Annotated in this window: 25 protein-coding genes; 15 read left to right on the forward strand and 10 right to left on the reverse strand. The window is 53.6% G+C overall.

Going from position 1 to position 24,149, the window contains the following annotated elements:
* Positions 1-224: 224 nt before the first annotated feature.
* Positions 225-608 carry a VOC family protein gene (locus tag JF44_RS0107805; protein ID WP_033068424.1) on the forward strand — a complete coding sequence of 128 codons (384 nt, stop codon included), beginning with the start codon at positions 225-227 and terminating at the stop codon, positions 606-608.
* 39 nt (positions 609-647) lie between these two features.
* Here JF44_RS0107805 and JF44_RS0107810 read toward each other — a convergent pair whose 3' ends face one another.
* A complete protein-coding gene (locus tag JF44_RS0107810) occupies positions 648-1,472 on the reverse strand; it encodes a carbon-nitrogen hydrolase family protein (protein WP_033068425.1) in 825 nt (274 codons plus the stop codon).
* A 286-nt stretch (positions 1,473-1,758) separates the two neighbouring features.
* Here JF44_RS0107810 and JF44_RS0107820 point away from each other — a divergent pair, with 286 nt between their 5' ends.
* The 3 genes from JF44_RS0107820 (at position 1,759) to JF44_RS0107830 (ending at position 4,647) form a co-directional block, all read left to right on the forward strand.
* Positions 1,759-2,430, forward strand: coding sequence for a GntR family transcriptional regulator (locus tag JF44_RS0107820; protein ID WP_033068427.1), 672 nt, complete (start codon positions 1,759-1,761; stop codon positions 2,428-2,430).
* 64 nt (positions 2,431-2,494) lie between these two features.
* A complete protein-coding gene (locus JF44_RS0107825; protein ID WP_033068428.1) occupies positions 2,495-3,289 on the forward strand; it encodes a phytanoyl-CoA dioxygenase family protein in 795 nt (264 codons plus the stop codon).
* 20 nt (positions 3,290-3,309) lie between these two features.
* Positions 3,310-4,647 (forward strand): NAD(P)H-dependent oxidoreductase, encoded by a 1,338-nt coding sequence (locus JF44_RS0107830; RefSeq protein WP_033068429.1) that lies wholly within the window; start codon positions 3,310-3,312, stop codon positions 4,645-4,647.
* A gap of 95 nt (positions 4,648-4,742) precedes the next feature.
* On the opposite strand, the gene grxC is transcribed toward JF44_RS0107830, so the two are convergent.
* The 3 genes from grxC to JF44_RS0107845 all read right to left on the reverse strand — a co-directional run bounded on the left by grxC (position 4,743) and on the right by JF44_RS0107845 (position 6,867).
* On the reverse strand, positions 4,743-5,000 hold the full coding sequence (gene grxC, locus JF44_RS0107835; RefSeq protein ID WP_033068430.1) for a glutaredoxin 3: 258 nt from the start codon (positions 4,998-5,000) through the stop codon (positions 4,743-4,745).
* A 125-nt stretch (positions 5,001-5,125) separates the two neighbouring features.
* Positions 5,126-5,938 (reverse strand): ComF family protein, encoded by an 813-nt coding sequence (locus JF44_RS0107840; protein WP_272945637.1) that lies wholly within the window; start codon positions 5,936-5,938, stop codon positions 5,126-5,128.
* A gap of 14 nt (positions 5,939-5,952) precedes the next feature.
* The gene (locus JF44_RS0107845; RefSeq protein ID WP_033068590.1) at positions 5,953-6,867 is read right to left on the reverse strand and encodes a LysR family transcriptional regulator; all 915 of its coding nucleotides are present in this window, start codon (positions 6,865-6,867) and stop codon (positions 5,953-5,955) included.
* A 132-nt stretch (positions 6,868-6,999) separates the two neighbouring features.
* On the opposite strand from JF44_RS0107845, the gene JF44_RS0107850 reads away from it, so the two are divergent.
* The 3 genes from JF44_RS0107850 to JF44_RS0107860 all read left to right on the forward strand — a co-directional run bounded on the left by JF44_RS0107850 (position 7,000) and on the right by JF44_RS0107860 (position 10,854).
* A complete protein-coding gene (locus JF44_RS0107850; RefSeq protein WP_033068431.1) occupies positions 7,000-7,617 on the forward strand; it encodes a glutathione S-transferase family protein in 618 nt (205 codons plus the stop codon).
* A gap of 135 nt (positions 7,618-7,752) precedes the next feature.
* Positions 7,753-9,858 (forward strand): pyridoxamine 5'-phosphate oxidase family protein, encoded by a 2,106-nt coding sequence (locus JF44_RS0107855; protein WP_033068591.1) that lies wholly within the window; start codon positions 7,753-7,755, stop codon positions 9,856-9,858.
* Positions 9,859-9,954: 96 nt separating this feature from the next.
* Complete coding sequence (locus JF44_RS0107860; RefSeq protein ID WP_033068432.1) at positions 9,955-10,854, forward strand: methyltransferase domain-containing protein; 900 nt, start codon at positions 9,955-9,957, stop codon at positions 10,852-10,854.
* Positions 10,855-10,869: 15 nt separating this feature from the next.
* Here the strand turns inward: JF44_RS0107860 and JF44_RS20595 are convergent, their stop codons facing one another.
* Positions 10,870-10,962, reverse strand: a complete 93-nt coding sequence (locus JF44_RS20595; RefSeq protein ID WP_238318396.1) for a DUF6500 family protein — start codon at positions 10,960-10,962, stop codon at positions 10,870-10,872.
* A 254-nt stretch (positions 10,963-11,216) separates the two neighbouring features.
* On the opposite strand from JF44_RS20595, the gene sfsA reads away from it, so the two are divergent.
* The 4 genes from sfsA (at position 11,217) to JF44_RS0107885 (ending at position 14,163) form a co-directional block, all read left to right on the forward strand.
* Entirely contained in the window at positions 11,217-11,930 is a 714-nt protein-coding gene (gene sfsA, locus JF44_RS0107870; RefSeq protein ID WP_033068433.1) for a DNA/RNA nuclease SfsA, read from the forward strand.
* A 121-nt stretch (positions 11,931-12,051) separates the two neighbouring features.
* A complete protein-coding gene (gene map / locus JF44_RS0107875; RefSeq protein ID WP_033068434.1) occupies positions 12,052-12,858 on the forward strand; it encodes a type I methionyl aminopeptidase in 807 nt (268 codons plus the stop codon).
* A gap of 25 nt (positions 12,859-12,883) precedes the next feature.
* Positions 12,884-13,735 (forward strand): RadC family protein, encoded by an 852-nt coding sequence (radC, locus tag JF44_RS0107880; protein WP_081944368.1) that lies wholly within the window; start codon positions 12,884-12,886, stop codon positions 13,733-13,735.
* Positions 13,736-13,773: 38 nt separating this feature from the next.
* A complete protein-coding gene (locus JF44_RS0107885) occupies positions 13,774-14,163 on the forward strand; it encodes a VOC family protein (RefSeq protein WP_033068435.1) in 390 nt (129 codons plus the stop codon).
* Between the two features lie 110 nt (positions 14,164-14,273).
* On the opposite strand, the gene JF44_RS0107890 is transcribed toward JF44_RS0107885, so the two are convergent.
* The 3 genes from JF44_RS0107890 to JF44_RS0107900 form a co-directional block, all read right to left on the reverse strand.
* Positions 14,274-15,137: a MipA/OmpV family protein gene (locus JF44_RS0107890; RefSeq protein WP_238318397.1), complete on the reverse strand. Its 864-nt coding sequence runs from the start codon at positions 15,135-15,137 to the stop codon at positions 14,274-14,276.
* Between the two features lie 138 nt (positions 15,138-15,275).
* Positions 15,276-16,508, reverse strand: a complete 1,233-nt coding sequence (locus tag JF44_RS19900) for an AraC family transcriptional regulator (protein ID WP_052065593.1) — start codon at positions 16,506-16,508, stop codon at positions 15,276-15,278.
* A gap of 215 nt (positions 16,509-16,723) precedes the next feature.
* Positions 16,724-18,484 carry an HD family phosphohydrolase gene (locus tag JF44_RS0107900; RefSeq protein WP_052065595.1) on the reverse strand — a complete coding sequence of 587 codons (1,761 nt, stop codon included), beginning with the start codon at positions 18,482-18,484 and terminating at the stop codon, positions 16,724-16,726.
* A gap of 285 nt (positions 18,485-18,769) precedes the next feature.
* On the opposite strand from JF44_RS0107900, the gene purB reads away from it, so the two are divergent.
* Together purB and JF44_RS0107910 are read left to right on the forward strand one after the other, a co-directional pair.
* Positions 18,770-20,080: an adenylosuccinate lyase gene (purB, locus tag JF44_RS0107905; protein ID WP_033068436.1), complete on the forward strand. Its 1,311-nt coding sequence runs from the start codon at positions 18,770-18,772 to the stop codon at positions 20,078-20,080.
* Between the two features lie 183 nt (positions 20,081-20,263).
* Entirely contained in the window at positions 20,264-20,890 is a 627-nt protein-coding gene (locus tag JF44_RS0107910) for a YbhB/YbcL family Raf kinase inhibitor-like protein (protein WP_033068437.1), read from the forward strand.
* 149 nt (positions 20,891-21,039) lie between these two features.
* On the opposite strand, the gene JF44_RS0107915 is transcribed toward JF44_RS0107910, so the two are convergent.
* Positions 21,040-21,717 (reverse strand): response regulator, encoded by a 678-nt coding sequence (locus JF44_RS0107915; protein WP_033068438.1) that lies wholly within the window; start codon positions 21,715-21,717, stop codon positions 21,040-21,042.
* Between the two features lie 162 nt (positions 21,718-21,879).
* Positions 21,880-22,197 (reverse strand): DUF1476 domain-containing protein, encoded by a 318-nt coding sequence (locus JF44_RS0107920; RefSeq protein ID WP_033068439.1) that lies wholly within the window; start codon positions 22,195-22,197, stop codon positions 21,880-21,882.
* A gap of 162 nt (positions 22,198-22,359) precedes the next feature.
* On the opposite strand from JF44_RS0107920, the gene JF44_RS0107925 reads away from it, so the two are divergent.
* Together JF44_RS0107925 and purC are read left to right on the forward strand one after the other, a co-directional pair.
* Positions 22,360-23,139: an NRDE family protein gene (locus tag JF44_RS0107925; RefSeq protein ID WP_033068440.1), complete on the forward strand. Its 780-nt coding sequence runs from the start codon at positions 22,360-22,362 to the stop codon at positions 23,137-23,139.
* Positions 23,140-23,370: 231 nt separating this feature from the next.
* Positions 23,371-24,135: a phosphoribosylaminoimidazolesuccinocarboxamide synthase gene (purC, locus tag JF44_RS0107930; RefSeq protein WP_033068441.1), complete on the forward strand. Its 765-nt coding sequence runs from the start codon at positions 23,371-23,373 to the stop codon at positions 24,133-24,135.
* Positions 24,136-24,149: the final 14 nt, after the last annotated feature.

Below are 24,149 nucleotides of genomic sequence, written 5' to 3' on the forward strand. Positions count from 1 at the left end.
GAACCCTGATGACCAAAGATTGACCGACCTCGCACAAAAACTGAAATGACGTTGCGACACTGTTTCGTGAAATCGCGTGAGCACCATCCCTCACCTATATAAAACAATGGGAATTGGCACTTGACCTCAACCTATATTGAGGAATTACACCAAACGGAAAGTTCGAAGATTCACCACAAGGCCCCACAAGGACCCACGAGGACCCACGAGGACAAGGAGACACCATGAGCACAGCATTTCTGGAACATGTGAACATCACGGTTGCCGATCCAGTCAAAACCGCCACCAACCTGTGTAACTGGTTTGGCTGGCATATCCGCTGGCAGGGACCGGCAATCCATGACGGAATGACCTATCATGTCGGCAGTGAGACAAGCTATATCGCAATCTATTCGCTGGGCACGCCAAAGGACAGACAGGAAAGCTCCTATACGACACGGGGTGGGCTCAATCACATCGGGGTTGTCGTTGATGACCTTGATGCGACGGAAGAAAAGATCAAGGCCGATGGCTATGCGCCGTGCAACCATGCCGACTATGAGCCCGGCCGCCGGTTTTATTTCCGTGATGAAAACGACATTGAGTTCGAAGTGGTCAGTTACCCCTGACCACTTCGCCGCGTTACCCTGTTTTAAAGGCAAAACAGATCAGCAGGGCTTATAGGTCTGTCCATTAATGAGCGACGGGACCATGCGCCGGATTTCATCGACCCGTTCAAGATCAATCTCGGCGGTGACAAACCCGGGATCGGTGCCGCCATCGGCCAAAACCTGCCCCCACGGGTCAATGATCAGTGAATGACCAAACGTCTGACGATTGCCGGGATGATCGCCACACTGGGCCGCTGCGATGACAAAGCATCCATTTTCAATCGCCCTAGCTTTCAACAGCGTATGCCAGTGTGCCTGGCCCGTCGTGCGGGTGAAGGCCGCAGGGATGCTCAGGATTTGCGCCCCGGCCTTGGCGTAATCACGGAAAAGATGCGGAAACCGCACGTCATAGCAAATCGAGATCCCGACCCTGCCAAACTCGGTTTCGACCAGATTTGCCGCATCACCGGGACGGAATGTTTTGCTTTCACGGTAGCTTTCGCCATTGGCCAGATCGACGTCAAACATATGAATTTTATCGTATGACGTGATCACCTTGCCATCCGGGCCAATTACAAAGCACCGGTTCGCGACACGGTCCTCGCCTAGCACATTGACATGCAGCGATCCGACAATGAGGGTTGATTTGAGTTCTTCGGCCAAGTCGCAAAAGAAAACCAGACCGGGATGTTCATCTTCGGGAAAGGCGGCGGCACGGACATTTTCGCCACCAAAAGACATCATCGACACGTTTTCGGGAAAAGCGATCAGTCTGGCGCCCGTCGCATGGGCATCACGGGCATATGCCGCCGCATGCGTCAGATTATCAGACATCACATCACGGGAATTGACCTGCACGCAGGCTGCAATGAAACGGGTCATGACGCAGTCTCCTTTTTGTCTTTATCCACCTTAAAGATGGGCCCGTTGGCGCGTCGCGGCAATATACAATTTGAACTGCGCATCATGCTGCAATCCCAACCGATCAACGCCACCACACTGGGCAAACTGAACAGATGGAAACATGTGGCATCGGCCATCATGCATCCGCCAGGGAAGACGCACGATACCCTTACCGAAACTCCCATACCGACAAACCGCAAACTTCTTTCTTCACATTACGGAAATTAGTGTATACAGTATTCCGTACACCCAAACAGGATCGAAGATGGAACCTCTTTCCGGTCGAAAAAGTCTGACTGACGAAGTGCATGACCGTTTGGTTGATGCCTTGTGTTCCGGTGCACTCCCTCCCGGGACACCATTGCGTCAGGAAGCCCTTGCCGAGGAACTCAATGTCTCGCGACAACCCGTGTTGCAAGCTCTGGGGTTGTTGCGTCGTGGCGGATTGGTCGAACCCATGGGACGGCGCGGTTATCGCGTTGCGCCGGTGGATGGCAAACTGGTTCGTCATGTTTATGACCTGCGCGAAGCATTTGACGGGCTTGCCGCCCGCCTTGCTGCAGAATCCAACGCATCGGACCGGGAATCGGCTTTGCGGGCTGCCATTTCACAGGGACACCACGCTCTGGGCAGCGGCGACACCGCAAAACTTGTTGCAGCCGATGTCGCATTCCATCAAACGATCTATCGTTTGTCGGGCAATCCCTTATTGCCCGAAGCATCAGCCGTAGTCTGGCTTCAGATCAGACGCGTGATGCATGCCTATATCCAGACCGGCTATCCACTTGATCCGATCTGGACCGAACATCAAGCCATCGCCGATGCAATCTGTGTCGGCGATGGCAAACGTGCCCAGATACTTGCCGTTGAACATAGCCGAAACGCCAAGCACCGCCTGGTCTCGAATATGAAGGATACCGATCACCAAGCCAATTAATCGCCCGCAAAAGGGCATCAGCCGCGACACAACAAACAACAATGTGCGGCGTGGAGGAAACACCATGAAACTGAGTGAGCCTGAACTCAATAAGTTCCGCGAAGACGGCTTTGTCTTTCTGCCTGAATTGTTTTCACGCGACGAAGCAGCCCTGCTTCTTTCCGAAGCCAAGCAAATATATGCCTCTGACCGCGAAGAGGTATGGCGCGAAAAATCCGGCGTCGCACGCACAGCATTTGCCGCACATACCTATAACGAAGCCCACCGCCGACTTGGTGCCCATCCACGCCTGATTGAACCTGTCGTCCAGTATCTGGAAGAACAGGTCTATATGCATCAATACAAGATCAACGCCAAGGCGGCCTTTGATGGCGCGGTCTGGCAATGGCATCAGGATTACGGCACCTGGCAGCGCGATGATGAAATGCCGGAACCGCGCGCTTTTAACATCGCCCTTTTCCTTGAAGATGTCACACCGGCCAATGGCCCGTTGCTGTTTATTCCCAAAAGCCACGAGGCAGGCGTGCTTCAGGCTGGTCACGATCTTGAAACGACATCCTATCCGCTCTGGACGCTGGATCGCGAAACGGTCAGCAAACTTGCAGCAGATGGTGGGTGCGAAGCCCCGATTGGACCTGCGGGTTCTGTTGTGATGTTCCATGGCAATCTGGTGCATGCCAGCCCGCCCAACATCAGCCCCTTTGATCGCACAATCGTCTATCTCAGCCTGTGCGCGGTTTCCAACCACATCCGTGCGTTCAATCGCAAACCGTGGATCGCCCATCGTGATTTCACCCCGATTGAACCGCTTGCGGATAACTGCCTTGATGAGCTGGTCGCAAAACGCACCGCTGCCTGATCCAGCTTCCGGAGAACAACATGAATCTCGACGCAAAACTGCGCAAGCGTGCTGATGATGGCAACCCGGTTCGGGTTGCCATCATCGGGGCAGGCAAATTCGGATCGATGTTTTTAAGTCAGGCCGGTCATCATCCGGGCTATCATGTTCTGGGCATTGCTGATCTGAGTATTGATCGTGCCAAGGCGGCCTTGCGTCGTGTGGGGTGGTCCGATGATCAGTTCGCCGCAAAGGATGCGGCAGCCGCCTACAAGGATGGCACCACCTGGATCACTGAAGATGCCGATGCCCTGATTGCCGCTGACGGGCTTGAGGTCATCATTGATGCCACAGGAAGCCCGGCGGCGGGCATTCGCTTTGCGCTTAAGGCCATCGAACATGGTCGTCATATCGTCATGGTCAACGTTGAGGCCGATGTTCTGGCCGGGCCGCTTTTGGCGAAACGGGCCGAGGCCGCAGGACTTGTTTATTCCATGGCCTATGGCGATCAACCTGCCCTGATTTCAGAAATGGTTGATTGGGCCCGTGCCATCGGCCTGCCGGTCACCTGTGCGGGTAAGGGCACAAAATATTTGCCGATTTATCATCACGTCACGCCCGATGACGTCTGGCATCACTACGGCCTGACACCCGAACAGGCCCAGGCGGGCGGCATGAACCCGCAGATTTTCAACAGCTTCCTTGATGGCACAAAATCCGCCATCGAGATGGCCGCAGTTTCCAATGCCTGTGACCTTGTGCCTCAGGATTGCGGGCTGCAGTTCCCGGCCTGCGGGGTGGATGATTTACCGCGCCTTCTGTGCCCGCGTGAAAGTGGTGGCATTCTGGATCGCAAAGGCACGGTCGAGGTGGTTTCAAGCCTTGAACGCGATACCCGACCGGTCTTTCGCGATTTGCGCTGGGGCGTGTATGTAACGTTCGAAGCGCCCAGCGATTATGTTGCACGCTGCTTTAACGAATACGGTCTTCTGACCGATCCAGGCGGGCAATATTCCACCATGTACAAACCCTATCACCTGATCGGGTTGGAGCTTGGCATTTCGGTTGCGTCCGCTGCCCTTCGCGGCGAAGCCACCGGGTCGTCACGCGCATGGTCAGGCGATGCGGTCGCCACGGCCAAGCGTGATCTCAAAGCCGGTGAAATGCTTGATGGTGAAGGCGGTTACACCGTCTATGGCAAACTGACACCTGCCCAGACATCGAAGGCACACAATGCCCTGCCCATCGGGCTTGCACACCATCTTAAGATCAAGCGCCCGGTTGCGGTTGACCAAACCCTGACGTGGGATGATGTGGAATTTGATGCCAAGGACCCGGCGATTGCATTTCGCAAGGAAATGGAAGCCACATTTGGCTGAATTCTGCGGGTACGGCAATCATCAGACAAAACAAAACCCCGGCCAGAACGACCGGGATTTTGTATGACAATTACCTTTGATCCGTCTGCAGATGATCAGGCAGACAGCTTGGTTTCAAGCTTGTCAGCAGCTTCCAGCGCCATCAGCTCATCACAGCCGCCAATATGTTCGTCATTGATGAAAATCTGCGGCACGGTGTGCTTGCCGTTCGCGCGATCCATCATTTCCTTTTTACGACGCGGTTCCATCATCACGTCGATCAACTGGTATTTGGCACCCTTTTCTTCAAGCAGCTTGCGGGCACGCTTGCAGAACGGGCACCATTCGGTGGCATAAACTTCAACTTTTGCCATGTGGCACTCATCCTTTCGTTGGCAACCGATCATCGCTGAGGCCCCGGATTATCGGGTTTGCGGCAATTGATACGGTGCGAAATTTCATTCAGATGGCGGCTATATAACAGAAAATTTGCAATGCGTCATCGCACGACACGTGCAACTGTGATCACAGATACGTGCATGGCGCCTGATTGCTTTAACGCCCGAACACAGGCATTGGCCGTCGCCCCGGTGGTCAGAACATCGTCAACCAACACCACCCGCGCCCCGGCAAGATTGCACTTGATTGCACGCGCGGCATCCACCCCAAATGCACCACCGACTTCGCGTTTGCGTGAGGACGGACCAAGTCCGCCAAGGCTTCTGGTATTACGTGCACGACGCAGAACAAGCCCATCCCAAGACACGCCGCTCATACGCGACAAGTTTGCCGCCAGAAGGCCCGATTGGTTATAGCGCCGGGCAAGCAATCTTCGGCGGTGCAATGGTACTGGAACGATCAGATCCGTGTGATCCCAAATGCCATGACCGGCCTGAAACAACCAGCGCGCCAATAACGGTGTGAGGTCACCACGGTCCGCATGCTTGAAGCGCAACAGGTAATCTCGGCTGCAATCATCATAAACCAGTGCCGCCCGCGCCATGTCAAAAGCCGGTTTCCTTTGCAGACATCCCGCGCACAATGTGTTGGCGCCATTCCCAGACGGATCAAAGATGTTAGCGCTATCATCAAGTTCAAACGGATAGCCACAACACGCACATTGCGGCGCTGTGATAAATCGCAATCCGGCCCAGCAATCGGCACAGACTGCGTGGGTGGTATCAGTCACATCGCCACAGCCCCCGCAACGGGGCGGCAAAATGGCATCTATCCCACCCTGAACGATCGTGCGCAGCAATTTTGCAACCAAGCCAGTCCCCAAGCCCGTTCTGCCAAAACAACAGCATAGCACACGTCTTGATTGAATTACCGGAAATCAAACAACACATTCGACCTCAGCTCCGCAACCGCAAGATCGACAAAGCATCGCACCTTTGCCGGGGCCGTTTTGCCTTCAGGATAGACCAGATGTACCGGCACCGGGTCGGGGGCATAATCATCAAGCACAGTGCAAAGCTGCCCCGACGCAATATGGGGGGCTGCCTGATAGGATAGAATGCGGGTAATACCCCAACCATCCATGGCCGCATTGCGCGCGGCCTCGATCGAATTGGTTTCCCAGCGCGCATCGGGCGAAAACTGCACCATCTTGCTCCCCGCACTTGCCGGCTTGAATTGCCAGTCAAGCCGTGCCGAGGAACCGGTCGTCGATATGATTTCGTGATCAGATAAATCAGCCGGTGTTTCCGGCATCCCCTGACGCGCCAGATAAGCCGGGGACGCACAGACAAGCGGCTGTACCTGCCCGACCTTGATTGCGGTGAGCGATGAGTCAGAAAGATGCCCAATTCGCACGGCAAGATCGATGCCTTCTTCGACGATATTGACGAAACGATCAAAGAGAAGAAGGCGCGCACGCATGTCGGGATACTGATCAAGATACTGACCGACAATCGGCGCGATATGCATCTGCCCGAACTGCACCGGGGCCGTAATGCTCAGCATCCCGGTGGGCCGTGCATAGGCCCCGCCTGCCATTGCCTCGGCATCGGCCAGATCGCCAAGCAGCCGCTTGCAGTCCGCATAATAGCGTGCACCGGGTTCGGTCAGTGTGACCGACCGGGTTGTCCGGGTCAGCAAACGCGCGCCTGTTATGTCCTCAAGAAACGCAACGGCCCTTGTGACAGCCGGTGGACTTTGTCGCAATTCCCGGGCTGCGGCGGCAAAGCTGCGTGCTTCGACCACATGCACAAAGACATTCATCGCCTGAAAACGATCCATCACACAGTCCTTAATCATTCCATTTAGTGGAATAGTAAATTCCAAATAAAGATAATTCTATCCCCAAATAGAAACAATCATACTGCGTTCTCGAATTCACCCCATGTGAACGCCCAAAACGGAGGACGTCTTATGAAGCTGCATTATTTTTCACTTTCCGGACATGCCCATCGCGCGCATCTGTTCCTGAGCCTGCTTGGCATCGATCACGAAGTCATCAATGTCGACTTGGCCAACGGCGCGCATAAATCCCCCGAATTTCTTAAACTGAACCCGTTCGGTCAGGTTCCTGTTCTCGAAGACGGGGATGTTGTCATCGCCGATTCCATCGCGATCATGGTCTATGCCGCCAAAAAAACCGGGGCGACCGAATGGCTTCCCGAGGACCCCGAAGATGCGGCAAAAGTTCAGCAATGGCTTTCGGTCGCAGCAGGTCAGATCGCTTATGGTCCCTGTGCAGCCCGTCTTTTGACGGTGTTTGGCGCCCCGTTTGACGCCGACGAAGTGATCACACGTGCGCACGTTATCCTGAAACTGATCGAAGACCGCCTAGCGGCACATGACTGGATCGCACTTGCGCATCCGACCGTCGCCGATATCGCGCTTTACAGCTATATCGCCAACGCACCGGAAGGCAATGTCGACCTTTCCCCCTATGAGAATGTGCGCCGCTGGCTGGCCCGTATTGAAGCGCTGCCGGGCTTTGTGCCTTTTGAGCAGACGGATGCCGGACTTCGCGTCACGTCATGATCCACCATAGCCGCGCATGACGGATCATGATGGATTGGGCCGGTCGTTTGCGGGTTTATTCCCCCTTTCGCGCTACCGTTGGACAAGACAAACAGATCGGCCCATCCGGATCTTTTCGTTAAACAGGACACCGAAATGAACAAACCCGCGACAACTTCCCCCGCGTTTGCGCCAGATCACACCAATGACGGCCCCTGGCACCGTGGCGAAATCCAAATGCAGGAACGGGCCGGTGTGCGTGAACAAATGGCGGATGTCGGGAAGCGCGTTTTGCGCGATCACCTGATCGAGCAGCATCGTCAGTTTTATCCGCAACTGCCCTTTGCCGCGTTTGGCACGGTGGATGAAAATGATGATGTCTGGGCCACATTGCGCGCCAATCATCCCGGCTTTCTGTTTTCGAACGATCCTGATCACCTGATGGTCAAACTGCCCCGCGACCAAAGCGACCCGGCGGATGCCGGGATGAATGATGGCCAGGCGATTGGCATGATCGGGATCGAGCTTCATACACGGCGGCGCAACCGCCTGAATGGCAAAATCATGCGCCAGTCCAATGATCAGTTTGCCATACGCGTCGGCCACAGTTTTGGCAATTGCCCGCAATATATCCGGCTGCGTGATTTCAAATTCTTTGGCGATCCACAAGCAGTGCCATCATCGCGTCCGGAAACATCAACGGAATTAACGACGCGGGCACGCGACATGATCGCCAAGGCCGATACTTTTTTCGTCGCAACCTTTGTGGATCGCGATGGCAGAAATCGTGAAGTCGATGTGTCTCATCGCGGCGGAAAACCGGGCTTTGTTCGCATTGATTCCGATGGCACCCTGACCATTCCCGATTTTGCCGGGAACCTGTTTTTCAATACATTGGGCAACATCCTGTCCAACCCCAAGGCCGGATTGGTCTTTACCGATTTTGCCACCGGTGATGTGCTTCAATTGACCGGTGACGCAGAAATCATCACCGAAGGCCCGGAAGTTGATGCGTTTCTTGGGGCAGAACGCCTTTGGCGGGTTTTCCCGCGCAAAGTGGTCTGGCGGGCGTCGGCTTTACCAATTCGTTGGCGCGCACACGAAGACAGCATATCCCCCAACAGCCTTCTGACCGGTGACTGGGAAAGTGCCAAAAGGAAGCTTTCCGCACGCAAGGCGGCACATGCGTGGCGTTCTTTTCGGATTACGCGGATTACCCGGGAAAACCACCTGATCAAATCCTTTCATCTTGAACCTGCGGATCAGAACGGCATTCTTTCTTTTCAGCCCGGTCAACACCTGCCGATCCGTGTGATGGTAGCGGGCCATGACAAACCGTTGATCCGGACATACACCCTTTCAAGTGCGCCATCTGACGATTGCTATCGCATCAGTGTAAAGCGCGAAGGAACGGTATCAAATCATCTGCATGACATACTTCGGGTTGGCGACACCCTTGAAGCCCGCGCACCCGCCGGGGACTTTTCCCAGCAGACGAACGCGAAACGCCCTATGGTCCTGATGGCAGGCGGGATCGGCATCACTCCCATGATTTCCATGCTACGCCATGCTGTTTATGAGGGATTGCGCACACGTCAATTTCGAACAATCTGGCTGTTTTATGCGGCACGCAACATTTCTGATCGTGCCTTTGATACGGAAATTGTCGAACTGGTCAAAGCCGCCAAAGGCAACATCCGCATTGTCAGGATTCTAAGTGATCCCGATGGCGCAACACCGCGCAAGGATTATGAAGCATCGGGCTTCATCGACATGGATTTGTTGCGGGCGGTTCTGCCGTTTGATGATTTCGACTTTTACCTGTGTGGCCCACCGCCCTTCATGCAAGGAATTTATGACGGACTGCGCGGATTGAATATCGCTGATGAGCGTATCCACGCAGAGGCATTTGGCCCGGCGTCCCTGACACGCAGTCGGGATACCACCGGCGCGTTGCCCGAACTGCCCGAAACAACCAACAAGGCCACCACGGTCAAATTTGCAAAGTCAAACCAATCAGCGGTCTGGCAACCGGAGGCGCAAAAGACCTTGTTGGAACTTGCCGAGGAAGCCGGTCTTGCGCCTGAGGCAAGCTGCCGGGGTGGGAATTGCGGCACATGCCGGACCAAGATCATGCAGGGAAGTGTTACCTATAAAAACCGTCCCGGTGCAAAGGTTGGTATGGACGAAGCGCTGATCTGCTGTGCTTTTCCCGCCGAGCCAGAAGACGGCAAAGAGACAACGCTTGTGCTTTCCTTATAGGCGGGCGGATTTATGGTTCTTGGATTGCAAGCGTGTCAGCAACACTCTATCTAGGTCGTAATATTTGAAACGACATTTGCCGGAGCATCCCGCCCCATGGCCGATCCGATCACTGTCTTTGATCGAGACATCCTAAAGCTGCGCCGCGACCGCGCAGCCACCAAGGCACAGGATTACAATTTCCTGTTTGCCGAAACTGCCGAGCGGCTTGCAGATCGCCTTGATGACACCACGCGCAATTTTCCGCTGGCTGTTGATCTGGGCTGTCATAGTGGTGAGCTGGGCCAAATCATTGGCGCGCGTGGCGGTATCAAAACCCTGTATCAAACCGACATTGCAGAAGGCTATGCCCGTGCGGCAAAGGGCAACAATGGCAAGGCCTCCCTCGTTGCCGATGAGGAATTTCTACCCTTTGCCGAAGGATCTCTTGATCTGATCCTGTCAAACATGTCGCTGCATTGGGTCAATGACCTGCCGGGGATGTTATTGCAGGCCCGTCGCGCACTGAAGCCCGATGGACTGTTTTTGGCCTGCATGTTGGGTGGAGACACGCTGAAAGACCTGCGCGAAGCCCTGATGACCGCCGAGGCCGAAGAAGAAGGCGGCGTGTCCCCGCGCGTTTCACCCTTTGTCGATGTGAAGGACGCCGGCGCCCTGCTTCAGCGCAGCGGCTTTGCCCTGCCGGTGGTGGATGCCGATGACATCACAATTGATTATCCCGATGCACTGAAACTGATGCGTGACCTGTCAGGCATGGGCGAAAGCAACCTGATTGCCAAGAGATCCAAAAAATTCACCAAACGCAGTACACTTGCCCGCGCAGCAGCGATTTATCACGAACGTCACGCCCGCCCCGATGGCCGCGTCCATGCCAAGTTCCAGGTGATCTTTCTGACCGCATGGGCCCCGGATGAAAGCCAACCCAAACCGTTGCGTCGTGGATCTGGGCAGGTCAGCCTTGTTGATTTTCTGGGTGATGACGCCAAGAAACAATAGCCACCGATCACGGGTTTATTTCCCGGTCAACACCATGTCGCGGATCTTGGTCGCCATTTCAAAATGGTCAAGCTGGTGGGTTTTGATCCACCAGATTGCGGCCTCCATCAAGGTATCCGGGTCATCATTGCTATTGGAAAAAAAAACGCATAGAAGGACAGACCGACATTCGGCCCCTTTTGCGCGATTTTCTTGTCGCAAACAGCAATGATTTTTTCGCGCAGGCTCTGACGCATGATTGCTCCGTATAACGATTGTGGCTTCAAGGGATTGATGTATGGCCTTTTTGCCGGGAAATTGGCAGTCTGATACCGCTATTCACATGACAGTTTCTGTCAGGACAGATTTTCGAAAGACCCGCGATGCAACTTCCAAACCCCTTGATCCACGGAAAACTGATCAAACGCTATAAACGGTTTCTGGCCGATGTCGAACTTGATAACGGTAAGGTCATTACCGCCCACTGTGCCAATCCGGGCGGGATGATCGGATTGAAGGAACCGGGTATTGATGTCTGGCTGTCGCAATCAGACAATCCGAAACGCAAACTGAAATACAGTTGGGAACTCTGCCAAATCGGAGATGCATGGATCGGTATCAACACCGCCCACCCAAACGCGATTGTCGAAGAGGCGATCCTTGCCGGCAAGATACCGGAACTGGCGGGGTACGAAAGCCTCAAGCGCGAGGTCAAATACGGCAAGAATTCACGGATCGACATTTTGCTGTCCGATCCGGACAAGGGCCTTTGTTATGTCGAGGTCAAAAACGTTCACCTCAAACGCGACGACGCTGTTCCGGGATTGGCCGAATTCCCGGATGCAGTTACGGCACGCGGGGCAAAGCATCTTGATGAAATGGCCGATATGGTTGCAGAAGGCCACCGGGCGGTGATGTTCTATCTGATCCAGCGCACCGATTGTGACCGGTTCACACTGGCAACAGATATCGATCCGCATTACGGCGCACGCTTCAAGGACGCCTGTGCCAACGGGGTGGAGGCCATTGCATATGACTGTTCGATTGATACCAATGCGGTGACCGTGCAAAGCGCCCTTCCGATTATTCAACCTTAAGCATACAACACCGCGCATATCAGCCAATCCTTGCCAAGGAAGGCCTCTGCCTTTATGTCATTGGGCTATAAAACGAGGGCAAACCCCTCATACATCTAGCCGAGTTTAAGGAGATTTTCGGGTGGCGAACGGAACAGTCAAACTTCACGGCCCCGAAGGATTTGAAGGCATGCGCGCCGCTGGCAAGCTGGCAGCCGAAGTGCTTGATATGATCACCCCGCATGTGGTCCCCGGTGTCACCACCGGTGAACTTGATCGCCTGTGCGATGAATATATCCGCGATCATAATGCGATCTCTGCCTGCCTTGGTTATCGCGGTTTTCCGAAATCGACCTGTACATCGATCAACCATGTGGTCTGCCACGGCATTCCCGGCGACAAGAAGCTTGCCAATGGTGACATCCTTAATATTGATGTCACGGTCATTCTTGATGGCTGGTACGGCGATACCTCGCGTATGTTCATTGCGGGCACGCCCAAGGTCATGGCGCAACGTCTTGTCGATGTAACTTACGAATCCCTTTGGCGCGGTATCAATGCCGTGAAACCGGGCGCGACCCTGGGCGATATCGGCCATGCCATCCAGTCCTATGCCGAAAGCGAACGTTTCTCGGTTGTCCGTGATTTCTGTGGGCACGGGCTTGGTCAGGTGTTTCATGACGCACCTAATGTCCTGCATTACGGCAAGCCGGGCGAAGGCATGGTTCTTGAGCCGGGCATGATCTTTACGATTGAGCCGATGATCAACCAGGGCACTTATGCGTGTAAAATTTTGCCCGATGGCTGGACAGCTGTGACGCGAGACCGCAAACTGTCTGCACAGTTTGAACATTCGCTCGGCGTGACGGAAGACGGGTTTGAAGTCTTTACCCGATCCCCCGCCGGTCTGGATAAGCCGCCCTATGAACAAGGCAAAGCTGCCGAGTAAAGGGTAGAACCAAGGGGAAGCGGAATTGAGCGAAGACGAAAATCGCAAAGCTGCTTCCGCGCCTTCCTCTGGATCGAAATCCACAGCTTCGGAAATCGATGATGGTACGCGGGTCTTCTTTGATCAGACCCGCGATACACTGGCGTCAGACATAACCCCGGCGCAAAAAGCTCAAGCCCCCACATCCCCGGAAACAAAACCGGCAAAGCCCCACTTTCACGGGCATCGTCAACGACTGCGCGAACGCTTTATCAAGGGCGGGGCAGATGCACTGGCCGATTACGAATTGCTTGAACTGATGTTGTGCATGGCAATGCCGCGTGGGGATGTTAAGCCACTGGCAAAGGCCCTGATTGCGCAATTTGGCACCTTTGCCAATGTCCTTTCCGCCCGCCCGGACGACCTTAAAAACGCCAAAGGTCTAGGGGACGCTGGCATTGCCGCAATTAAAATTGCCGAGGCCAGCGCACTTCATCTGTCACGCGAACGCGCAATGGAACAACCCGTCATCGCCAGTTGGGAACAGCTGATTGATTATTGCCGGGCGCGGATCGGGCATCTGAGGACTGAAGAACTGCATCTGTTGTTTCTGGACCGCAAGAACCGCTTGATTGCCGATGAATGTCATCAGCGTGGCACAGTTGACCATACTCCGGTCTATCCGCGCGAAGTAATCAAACGCGCACTGGAATTGCATGCCTCCGCACTTATTCTTGTCCATAACCACCCCAGCGGGGATGCCACCCCGTCCCGCGGTGATATCGACATGACGCGCAAGATCATTGATGCGGCCAAGGCCATGGAAATCACCATGCATGATCACATCATCATCAGCCGTGCGGGATATAATTCGTTCAAAACACTGGGCCTGATATAGCGCTCAGGCAAACCCACCCATCCAAAAGAGTTAAACACATGCCCCATATCGGTTTGTTTGCACTGGTCGTGCGCGACTATGACGAAGCCATTGCGTTTTATACGCAAAAAATCGGCTTTGAGCTGATTGAAGATACCAAACTTGATGGCAAGAAACGCTGGGTGGTTATTGCCCCCAAAGGGGCAAAAGAAACCCGCATTCTATTGGCACAAGCCAGTGACAATAAGCAGACCAATGCGATTGGCAATCAAACTGGCGGACGGGTTGGGTTTTTCCTGAACACCGATGATTTTGCGCGTGATCACAAACATATGGTCAATGCCGGGGTACGTTTTCTTGAAACCCCGCGCAATGAACCATACGGTACGGTAGCCGTGTTTGAAGACCTGTATGGCAACAAGTGGGATTTGCTCGAACTCAAATCCTGAGACGTTCTACCAAAAAGACGGACCGGTATTATGTGGGGACTACCGGCCCGTCACGTCAGCAATGCAAAATGGCATACTGACAAGTTTTGATAACGCGAGGATAAAAACGATCAGAAGGTGTAAACCAACACCACACCTGCACTGAGAACATAGTCGTCTTCGGTGATCGGACTGTCGGTATATTCGTCAGACAGATACTCGAAACCACTGACCCCGACGACCGCGAACGATTCTGTCACCGGATAGGTCACGGTCAAATCAAGATGCGGGATAAAAGTTGAGTTGGGCTCATAGAACGCCCTGTTGCTGCGAACAGCATTTCTTCGCACACCCACCATATGTTCGACCAGTTCCTGACTTTGCCAAGTCAAACCGCCGCCAAGGTTAAAATTCACTTCATTCCAGTTCATCGGGATGTAGTAGCTGACATCGACTTCATGGCCGCCATAGGCATCATTGACATCCATCAGGTGAGTGGCGGTTAACTCACCACGCCACAGTCGCAGGGAACCGCTGGCCCCGACTTCAACTGCCATGTCGCGTTTTTCAAGACCACGCAACTCATCATTGTCGCCGGGATCAAACGGCTTGTCACGCAGGGCCGCAATGACCGAAACACTGGCAAACTCGTTCTGCCAGGCTTTAACGTCAATGCCATCCGTACCGACATGCAGGCGCTCCGCATCATAGGCAACCAATGGCAACCCGCCGAGTTCGACGGAATCCGTGCCACGATACGGGTTGCTGCTGACCTGCCCCATTACGCCAAGCTGCCAATCCCCACCAAGCCACGGATCGTTTTGCGAACCGGCTTTTGGATTGACCTGTTCACGCAGGATTTCCTTTTTGCCGGTATTTGCAGATTGAGCCAGGGCACCATCGCTCAGGACCAGAAAGACTGCGAAGGTGCAGATACCCAGCCCGCCAAGCAACATCATATCGCCAAGACGGCGCGAACAAATATGCGATAACATGTGTCGAAACATCCCTTGTGTGGTTGATGTCGCGACACTGCCCCAGCAATCAAATCAATGCGTCCGGCTCTATAATCTCGTACGCGGAAAGTCTGTAAATGGCGTATGAATGGTCATTCGAACGTACCAAACTGTTGTTTACCCACCATGTTCACGGCGATAAACGCTTGGCGTGCGGCCGGTAATCTTCTTAAAGGCAAGATTGAATGTGGATTTGGAATTGAACCCGACCTCGGTTGCGATATCGAGGATCGTACGGTGCGGTTCAGCGAGCAAAAGCGCGGCCGCTGCACGAACCCGAACAGTATTGATGAATTCAAAAAAGGACTGTCCCAGGCGGTTATTGAGCGTGAAGGATAATTGATTGGGCGTCACCCCAATCATCCCCGCCAATTTGGGCATGGTCATCAAAGGATCAAACAGGGTGTTGTTATCGGCGACCAACCTGTCAAGTTGACGACAAATGCGTTCCTGAACATCTTCATCCACGAAAGGACGCTTGCAGGACGCTGTACTGACTTCCGGCCGGTGGTCATGCCTTACTGTCTGCTTTGCTAGTGCCGCTGTGAAATATTCAGACGGCCCGATATTACCGTGCTCGAGCATGGCCATATTCCCAAACCTGCCCGGACGAAATGGCTGACTTGCAAGCAAAAAGCTCAATCGTAAAAGGGTCAGGACAAAGCACACATTTATCAGAAGAGTCGACCAATGCATGTCACTTGCCGCAAGTTGGAAAACCTGTGACAGGATAAATGCAACAAGCACAGTATGCAGGCATAGCACAACATTAAGCCCCCACCGCCTGCGCATCATACTGTGATGGTCTCCCGCCCGCTTGAGACTTCGGGCGCTGGCATAGATACAGCGGCTTAGCGCGACATGATAACAGACTGCAAAGACAAACAACCCGATCAGCAAACCGGTTGCAATGACGCTTGCAAGCAAATCATTGGCAAATGTGATGTGAAGGGGGCTGCCTGAAAGTATGCCATCACCGTGATGAATAAAGACAATACCAACCATCACCGCTGCAATCAGGCAAACACAGGGAAGTATGAGAAAATGTTTCCAGGGGTGAGCGTGAGAATGCCCTGAAAGCTCCCGAAAATAGAGATACATGGACGGGCCCAGTGCGAAATAGGCACTGAACAGGACCGGCTCCAATATTAATGCGATTGCTGTTCCGCCAAACAGCAAGATGATGTCACGCAGAAATGATGCACTGACCGCAAGCAGAAACACCATCATCCAGCGGTTCACATGCCATGCGCTTGTACCTTCATTGCGTAAAACCAGAAAAAGAAAACCGGCCTGCAACAAACCGATGAGTGCGATTGCAAACGCAATAATATTATTGTTTTCAAGCATCGAGACATCATCAGTTCGGAATTACCCTTTTGGGCCCTATACCACGGTGATCAATGGCGTTTTGCAACAGGATCGGTGTCATGATGTGGAAAAGATCACCACGACCAAAAATCTACGGGTTAACCCGTAGCGTCTTGCCGCAATTATCTCAATGCCTATTCGCATAGGCGCGCAAAGATTATAAATCTGTCAAAATGATTGCTGCCGCGCTGGGGTTACCCCTTGGCGTTTAGAAGAAACTGTTTGATGTCGACTTCATCGCACTGCTCGGGACGCAAGTATTTGCGCCCGTAGTCGCGATAGGTTCCCGTTGCCAGAAACAGTTCAAACAGGTCGTTATCGATCTGCCCCTTGTCACGCATGTCGGCCAGAATTGCGATACATTCCGAAAGGAGTTTCGGGCGTTTATACGGGCGATCAACGGCGGTGAGTGCCTCAAAGATATCTGCAATCACCATGACCTTTTCCAGGATTCCCATATCCTCGCCAGTCAAACCGTGCGGATAACCAGATCCATCCATTTTTTCGTGATGGTTGCCCGCAATTGCCGGAATGCGTTGCAGTTCGCGCGGATAGGGCAATTGGGCCAGCATATCCTGCGTGATCACAACATGGTCGTTGATCACCTGTCGTTCTTCGGAAGTCAGTGTTCCGGTCGGCACCGAAAGGTTATAAAGCTCGCCCCTGTTGAAGCCGAGATAGATGTGATCTTCGCGATCCATCAACAGCGTTTCTTCGCCCGGTTCGCGCTGTGTCACCAGATCGGCATCTGTGAGGCGTTCGTTTTCCGACCACGAAAGTCCCAATGTTCGGTCAAAATGGCGCGTCCATTTTATTTCTGCAATGTCATGCAGGGCATAGATCGCATCGGTATCAATTTCCGCATCGCCGATATTGGCATCCGCCACCAGCGCGAACTGCGCTTCGAGTTCTGAGACCTTTTTGTTGAAGTCCGCTTCACATTCAGCGGCATCTTCTCCGGCAAGCTGGCGTTTGAGCATATCAATCTCGGCATCACGCCTGAGCACTTCAAAGCGGGTGCGTACTTCATGAATGCGATTGTGAATGGTTTCAAGCTTGGTCGCCTTTTCCATCACATGATCTGGCGTTACGATTTTGCCGCAATCATGCAGCCAGGCCGCCAGATCAAGCTCATACCATTCCATATCGGTCAGATAGAAATTGGAAAATGGCCCCTGCTTATCATCCACCGCGGCCTGTGCCAGCATACGCGCAATCACCGGAACACGTGAACAATGGTCGGCTGTATGCGGGGATTTGGCGTCAATCGCGTGACCAAGAACGCGCACGAAACTTTCCATCAGGTCACGCTGGGCCACCAGCAATCTTCTGTTTTCAATGGCCACAGCCGCCTGACTGGCAAGGGCATTGATGATCGGCTCAATTTCAGCATCAAACGCAATCACGTTGCCATCGTGATCGCGCGCGTTGATCAACTGCAACACGCCAATAACAACACCACGCGTATTCTTGAGCGGCACCGTTAAAAAAGATTTGGACCGATAGCCTGTCTTGGCATCAAAGGCGCGCGTGCCGGAAAAATCAAACCCATCGGTGGCATAGGCATCCTTGATATTGATCGACTTGCCACTTAGCGCGACATAGGTGGCGATGTTTGTGTGGTTCGGGCGCCCTTCATCATCATAAAGCGGCAAAGGGGGAAATGGTTTTTCAGCTTCGCGCCCGGATACAAAGAACGTATTAAGCGTATCATTCATCAGAATGCGAAATTGAAGTTCGCTTTCTTCGCGATTAACAAGGTAAAGCGAGCCACCATCCGCATTGGTGAAGTTCCGCGCAGCCATCAGAATTTTCTGATTGAGCCCTTCTCGTCCTTGCTCGGCGGACAGTGCAATCCCCAAATCGACAAGCTCGGCCAGATAGTTCGCATCTGCCTTGCGCCGCTTTGTCCCGTCTGCCTGGTGGTGCTTGGCCCCGTCGCTTTCACGCGCCATATAAATTCAGCCTAATCAGTATTCGGATCAATTGCGTCACCGCAGGGTAAGTGCCGTCCGTCTAGCCGGTCTAACTTAAATAAGTTGCTACTTTTCTAACAGAACACAAGTTTACCTGCAGCAAAATTGCCCTCGCAATACTGCCATACCCGTCTGCAGGGTTGCCAATTGCCCCGGAATGGACTATCCGACGCGGTGAAAGCGTGCCGGCCAAAATGATCGTGCAATTGATCACGCATTCCGATCATCTCCCGGCGCCCAACCATCTTGCCCGGAGGCGACTGCATGATCCCCCGTTATTCCCGTCCGCAGATGACATCTATCTGGGAACCGGCGAACAAATTCCGTATCTGGTTCGAAATTGAAGCCCACGCCGCAGACAAACTGGCCGAACTGGGTGTTATCCCGGCAGAATCCGCCAAGCTTGTCTGGGAAAAAGGCGACAAGCCCTATACCCAGGACCGCATCGACCGCATTGACACCGTCGAAGCCGAAGTCAAACACGATGTCATCGCGTTTCTGACCGAACTGGCCGAACAGGTTGGCGAAGAAGCCCGCTTTGTCCATCAGGGCATGACCAGCTCGGACGTTCTTGACACCTGCTTTAACGTGCAGCTTGCCCAGGCAACCGACATCCTGCTTGAAGACATGGACAAACTTCTGGCTGCCCTTAAAAAGCGCGCCTATGAAACCAAAGATGTCCCTTGCATGGGCCGTTCGCACGGCATCCACGCAGAACCGGTGACCTTTGGCCTTAAGCTTGCGACCTTCTATGCCGAGTTCAAACGCAACCGTGACCGTTTGGTTGTTGCACGTGACGAGATCGCGACTTGCGCAATTTCCGGCGCTGTTGGCACATTCGCCAACATTGATCCGAGTGTTGAAGAACATGTCGCAGAGAAACTTGGCCTGAAGCCGGAACCGGTTTCGACCCAGGTGATCCCGCGTGACCGTCATGCAGCCTATTTCGCAGCCCTTGGCGTCATTGCATCGTCGATCGAACATCTGGCAACCGAAATCCGCCATCTGCAGCGCACCGAAGTTCGCGAAGTTGAGGAATTCTTCTCCAAGGGGCAGAAAGGCTCCTCGGCGATGCCGCACAAGCGTAACCCGGTTCTGACCGAAAACCTCACCGGTCTTGCCCGTCTGGTTCGTTCGATGGCGCTTCCGGCAATGGAAAACGTTGCCCTTTGGCACGAGCGCGATATTTCGCACAGCTCTGTCGAACGTAACATCGGCCCGGATGCAACCGTGACCCTTGATTTCGCCCTGATGCGTTTGACCAACGTTGTTGAAAACCTCGTTGTCTATCCTGAACGCATGGACGAGATCCTTAATCAGATGGGTGGCCTGGTCTTCTCGCAGCGTGTGCTGCTGACCCTGACCCAATATGGTGTGTCGCGCGAAGATTCTTATCGCATCGTTCAACGCAACGCGATGAAAGTCTGGAACCGCGAAGGGGATCTTCTGTCTCTTTTGAAAACCGACGAAGACGTCACCGCGAAAATCCCGATGGACAAGCTCGAAGCACTGTTTGACCTTGGCTACCACACCAAGCATGTCGACACGATCTTTGCCCGTGTCTTTGCGGATTAAGCAAAACACCAAAGCCTGCATTCAAAGCCCCGGTCATCTGGCCGGGGCTTTTTTGTTGTCGTCCATACGCCCGCATCTCTTTTTTGTCGCTCACCCCTTTGACATTGCACCTTGTTGGTGCTGAGCTATATCGAACTGAGGATATTTGATCCGGTAACGGCACTCGAATGAAAGGGATGAAACATGAAACTGACCATTGAAGGGTGGGACGACGGCGCACCGATCCCAACCAAATTTGCGTTCGGGAAAATCCCCGCAGAAGGACGGTTTGAAACATCTGACAATGTCAGCCCCGCCATTTCCTGGACCGACGTTCCCGCAGGCACCCAATCCTTTGCCCTGATCTGCCACGATCCTGACGTGCCGTCATCGGGTGAAGACGTCAATATCGAAGGTCGGGAAGTCCCGGCCAGTCTGCCGCGTGTCGATTTCTTTCACTGGGTTCTCGTCAATATCCCGGAATTCACACGCAAACTAGAAGAAGGCGTTGCATCCAACGGCATCACCCCGAAAGGCAAACCGGCGGGCACGAGGGCCTATGGCGACGCTGGCCTGAATTCCTATACGGACTGGTTTGCCGGGGATGCAGATATGGGCGGCAATTATGCCGATTACGATGGCCCCTGCCCACCGTGGAATGATTCAATCATTCACCACTATCATTTCACTGTTTATGCACTTGATACCGACCAGATCGATTTGCCCGACAACTTCACTGGTCCCGATGCACTGGCCGCGATCAAGGGGCACGTCCTTGATCAGGCGAGTTACATGGGCACCTATACGATGAACCGTGATTTAAAGGCGTAAGACGAACCGCTGCGGTTTGAGCGTTTTTGAAGATACCGGTCCCTAAACGTCAGCCTGCATTCAAACTGATGCGCAATCAAAAAGCGGCCCGTTAACCCACGGGCCGCTTTATATTCTTCGAACCGTCAAAAACGCGTTTGACCGCATCGTCACAATGTTCCGGCGCGCGCCATATCTTCAAGCGCAATTTTCACCGCTTGCGCACGGTTGGAGACATTCAGTTTACGGTAAATGTTTTTAAGGTGGTATTTGACCGTGATCTCGCGCAGGTCAAGGTGACGGGCGATGTCCTTGTTCGGGCGCCCTTCAGACAGTAATGCCAGAACTTCGCGTTCGCGCGGGGTCAAGCGGGCAAAGTCGCCCTCATTACCAAACCCACCTGCCATGCGGCTGTCGCCTTCGCCGGTGCCCATCATGCCATCGCCGATATCTGTCAGGATTGATGATGGAAGATATTTGTCGCCAGCCAGAACCAGTTGCACGGCATTGGCCAGGGCCTGCCCGCGCAGGGTTTTGGGGATAAAGCCATGTGCACCGGATTCAATCGCCTTGCGAACATCTTCGCTGCGATAGGCCCCCGACAGCAGAACCACATAGGTTGAACTCGCAACCTTTTCCAAGGTGCGCTTCAGCCCTTCAAGGCCATTCATGCCCGGCATCCGCAGATCAAGCAGAACCAAATCGAATGTATTATTTTCTGCAATCAGATCAAGTGCCGGTTCCAATGCACCGGCTTCGGCCACTTCGCAGCCCTCAAAGTACTGCTGAAACAACAGTGATATTGCTTCACGAACCAGGTCGTGATCGTCCGCCAAAAGGATACGCAAAGCTCTTGCCTCTCTTCTACCTAATCGGCCTCTTCACCTACCTGTGAAGAATACCACACCAAAAGGTTGCACCCACTATATCTTTTTTCTGGTGCAGGATACGAGACAGCCTAATGGTTTGCAAACTAGAAGTTTTTAGGCAAGAGCCACGCGGTACCCGGATCAAGAAAGAACTTCGGCCCGTGCAACAGGACGCAGTTCTTCCAGTTTTGCATTCAACGTTGATACGGTGACATCAATGTTCTTGCGTCCAAAGTCTGCCAGCAACAAGGCCACCACACCGTTATCACGTGGGTTCGCCACCACTTCACCGATAATCTTTTTGGTATAATCGACGCATTCTTCGGAATTCATCCCCATCTGTTCGCCTGCCCAACCGATCAGCATTTTATAAAGATGGGTTTCGACGCGAAAATCCTGTTCAAGATCAAAGCTGTATTTTGCCTCAAACCCGCGTTCACGTTCGTTAAAGTTGCTCATTTCGGTCCTTCCTGCATGTTGATCACCTTGCCACTCGGGCGCACAGGTGTGGGAATCAATTGTCTCTGACTTTTATTTGTGGACAAACAACACCATTTTCACCCCTGCCCCGCATACTTTTGAATTTGACAAATGACGTGCTGGCACGCTTTGATCTGGCTCATGTGTACAGTCATTATTTTACGCCGTCCCGACCATGACTGGCCGGTGATCCTTGGCGCCAATCGCGATGAAATGAACAACCGCCCCTGGAAGGCCCCCGCGCGCCACTGGGAAGATCGGCCTGATGTGGTTGCCGGTTTGGACGAAACCGGTGGTGGCACCTGGCTTGGCGTGAACGAGTATGGCGTGGTTGCCGCCGTTCTGAACCGTTATGGCACGCTTGGTCCGGAAGACGGGAAACGCTCACGGGGTGAATTGCCCCTTGAGGCACTTGACCATGCCGATGCGATTGATGCCGCACAGGCACTTGCCGAACTGGATGGCACGGCGTATCGGGCCTTCAACATGGTCATCGCAGATAATCGTGATGCCTATTGGCTGGCCAACCGCGGAACAGGCCAGATCGAAATCACCGACATCCCCGAAGGACTGTCGATACTGACCGCGCACGACCTGAACGACACGCAAAACAGCACACGAACAAAACGCAACCTGCCACGTTTTATCAGTGCACCGGCACCAAACCCCGAAGCCGATGACTGGTTCGCCTGGCAAGCCCTGTTGGCCGATACCGGAACCGAAGCTCCGGACCCCGATCATCACGATATTCGTGCCGATGCCATGCTGGTGCGCAGCAATATCGGGTTTGAGACAGTCTGTTCTTCGCTGATCGGACTTCCGGCGATTCCCACCACCGAGCACGAACTTCCCCGTCGTCCTGTATGGCTTTTCGCAAACGGCCAGCCCGATAAAGAGCCATTTCATCGTGTTGATGTCTAAATCTGCACTTTGGACATCACTGTAAAATTGATGTGTTTCCAGCAGGTTGCACTGCGGGAAAACCGTTAATTTTTCTGATGGTATGACGGTTGCAAATTTTGATTATCAAGTTTGCGTAAATAGAGCTTAAGCGACAATTGAGTTTCTCGCCAAGCACTGCTATACGGAGGGCGCGAATTTCAGGGTGCCTGCCCTATCACATGGCGGGCCTAGATGTGAAAGATCCCGCCAATGTCCAGAAAGCAGCCCATCTACGAGGGTAAAGCCAAGGTTCTTTACGAAGGTACAGAACCCGGAACGATCATTCAGTACTTCAAGGATGACGCGACAGCGTTTAACGCCCAGAAGCGCGGCACCATTGCCGGCAAGGGTGTCCTGAACAACATGATCACCGAATTCGTGATGACCCGTCTGGCAGAAATCGGTATCCCGACCCATTTCATTCGCCGCATGAACATGCGCGAACAGCTTTGCAAGAAATGTGAAATTGTTCCGATCGAAGTCGTGGTTCGCAACATCGTTGCCGGTTCGATGGCAAAGCGCCTTGGACTTGAAGAAGGCGAACGCCTGCCGCGCCCGATTGTCGAGTTCTATTACAAGGACGATGATCTCGGTGATCCGCTGGTGTCGGACGAACATATCCTCGCTCTGGGCTGGGCAAGTGCTGAAGAGCTTGAGGAAATCGTTGGCATGACGCTGCGTGTGAATGACTATCTTTGTGGTCTGATGCGCGGTATTGGCCTGAAACTGGTGGACTTCAAGCTTGAGTTCGGCCGCGTTTGGGAAGGTGACTTCCCGCAGTTGGTCCTGGCCGATGAATTCAGCCCGGACAACTGCCGTCTTTGGGATGCCGTTACCAACGAAAAGATGGACAAGGACCGCTTCCGTCGCGACCTTGGCGGTGTCGAAGAGGCTTATCAGGAAGTTGCACGCCGTCTTGGTGTCCTGCCTGAATCCGCCGAAATAGAGCAGCTTAAAAAAGACGAAACCAAATAACCCCAAGGCCGCGT

Origin of the sequence: Thalassospira australica (genome assembly GCF_000763295.1) — a bacterium.
Classification (GTDB): domain Bacteria; phylum Pseudomonadota; class Alphaproteobacteria; order Rhodospirillales; family Thalassospiraceae; genus Thalassospira; species Thalassospira australica.

Coding starts and splice junctions, on each gene's coding strand:
- JF44_RS0107805 (WP_033068424.1), top strand. CDS start 225: ATGAGCACAGCATTTCTGGAACATGTGAACATCACGGTTGCCGATCCA.
- JF44_RS0107810 (WP_033068425.1), bottom strand. CDS start 1,472: ATGACCCGTTTCATTGCAGCCTGCGTGCAGGTCAATTCCCGTGATGTG.
- JF44_RS0107820 (WP_033068427.1), top strand. CDS start 1,759: ATGGAACCTCTTTCCGGTCGAAAAAGTCTGACTGACGAAGTGCATGAC.
- JF44_RS0107825 (WP_033068428.1), top strand. CDS start 2,495: ATGAAACTGAGTGAGCCTGAACTCAATAAGTTCCGCGAAGACGGCTTT.
- JF44_RS0107830 (WP_033068429.1), top strand. CDS start 3,310: ATGAATCTCGACGCAAAACTGCGCAAGCGTGCTGATGATGGCAACCCG.
- grxC (WP_033068430.1), bottom strand. CDS start 5,000: ATGGCAAAAGTTGAAGTTTATGCCACCGAATGGTGCCCGTTCTGCAAG.
- JF44_RS0107845 (WP_033068590.1), bottom strand. CDS start 6,867: ATGGATCGTTTTCAGGCGATGAATGTCTTTGTGCATGTGGTCGAAGCA.
- JF44_RS0107850 (WP_033068431.1), top strand. CDS start 7,000: ATGAAGCTGCATTATTTTTCACTTTCCGGACATGCCCATCGCGCGCAT.
- JF44_RS0107855 (WP_033068591.1), top strand. CDS start 7,753: ATGAACAAACCCGCGACAACTTCCCCCGCGTTTGCGCCAGATCACACC.
- JF44_RS0107860 (WP_033068432.1), top strand. CDS start 9,955: ATGGCCGATCCGATCACTGTCTTTGATCGAGACATCCTAAAGCTGCGC.
- JF44_RS20595 (WP_238318396.1), bottom strand. CDS start 10,962: ATGGAGGCCGCAATCTGGTGGATCAAAACCCACCAGCTTGACCATTTT.
- sfsA (WP_033068433.1), top strand. CDS start 11,217: ATGCAACTTCCAAACCCCTTGATCCACGGAAAACTGATCAAACGCTAT.
- JF44_RS0107885 (WP_033068435.1), top strand. CDS start 13,774: ATGCCCCATATCGGTTTGTTTGCACTGGTCGTGCGCGACTATGACGAA.
- JF44_RS0107890 (WP_238318397.1), bottom strand. CDS start 15,137: ATGTTATCGCATATTTGTTCGCGCCGTCTTGGCGATATGATGTTGCTT.
- JF44_RS19900 (WP_052065593.1), bottom strand. CDS start 16,508: ATGCTTGAAAACAATAATATTATTGCGTTTGCAATCGCACTCATCGGT.
- JF44_RS0107900 (WP_052065595.1), bottom strand. CDS start 18,484: ATGGCGCGTGAAAGCGACGGGGCCAAGCACCACCAGGCAGACGGGACA.
- purB (WP_033068436.1), top strand. CDS start 18,770: ATGATCCCCCGTTATTCCCGTCCGCAGATGACATCTATCTGGGAACCG.
- JF44_RS0107910 (WP_033068437.1), top strand. CDS start 20,264: ATGAAACTGACCATTGAAGGGTGGGACGACGGCGCACCGATCCCAACC.
- JF44_RS0107920 (WP_033068439.1), bottom strand. CDS start 22,197: ATGAGCAACTTTAACGAACGTGAACGCGGGTTTGAGGCAAAATACAGC.
- JF44_RS0107925 (WP_033068440.1), top strand. CDS start 22,360: ATGTGTACAGTCATTATTTTACGCCGTCCCGACCATGACTGGCCGGTG.
- purC (WP_033068441.1), top strand. CDS start 23,371: ATGTCCAGAAAGCAGCCCATCTACGAGGGTAAAGCCAAGGTTCTTTAC.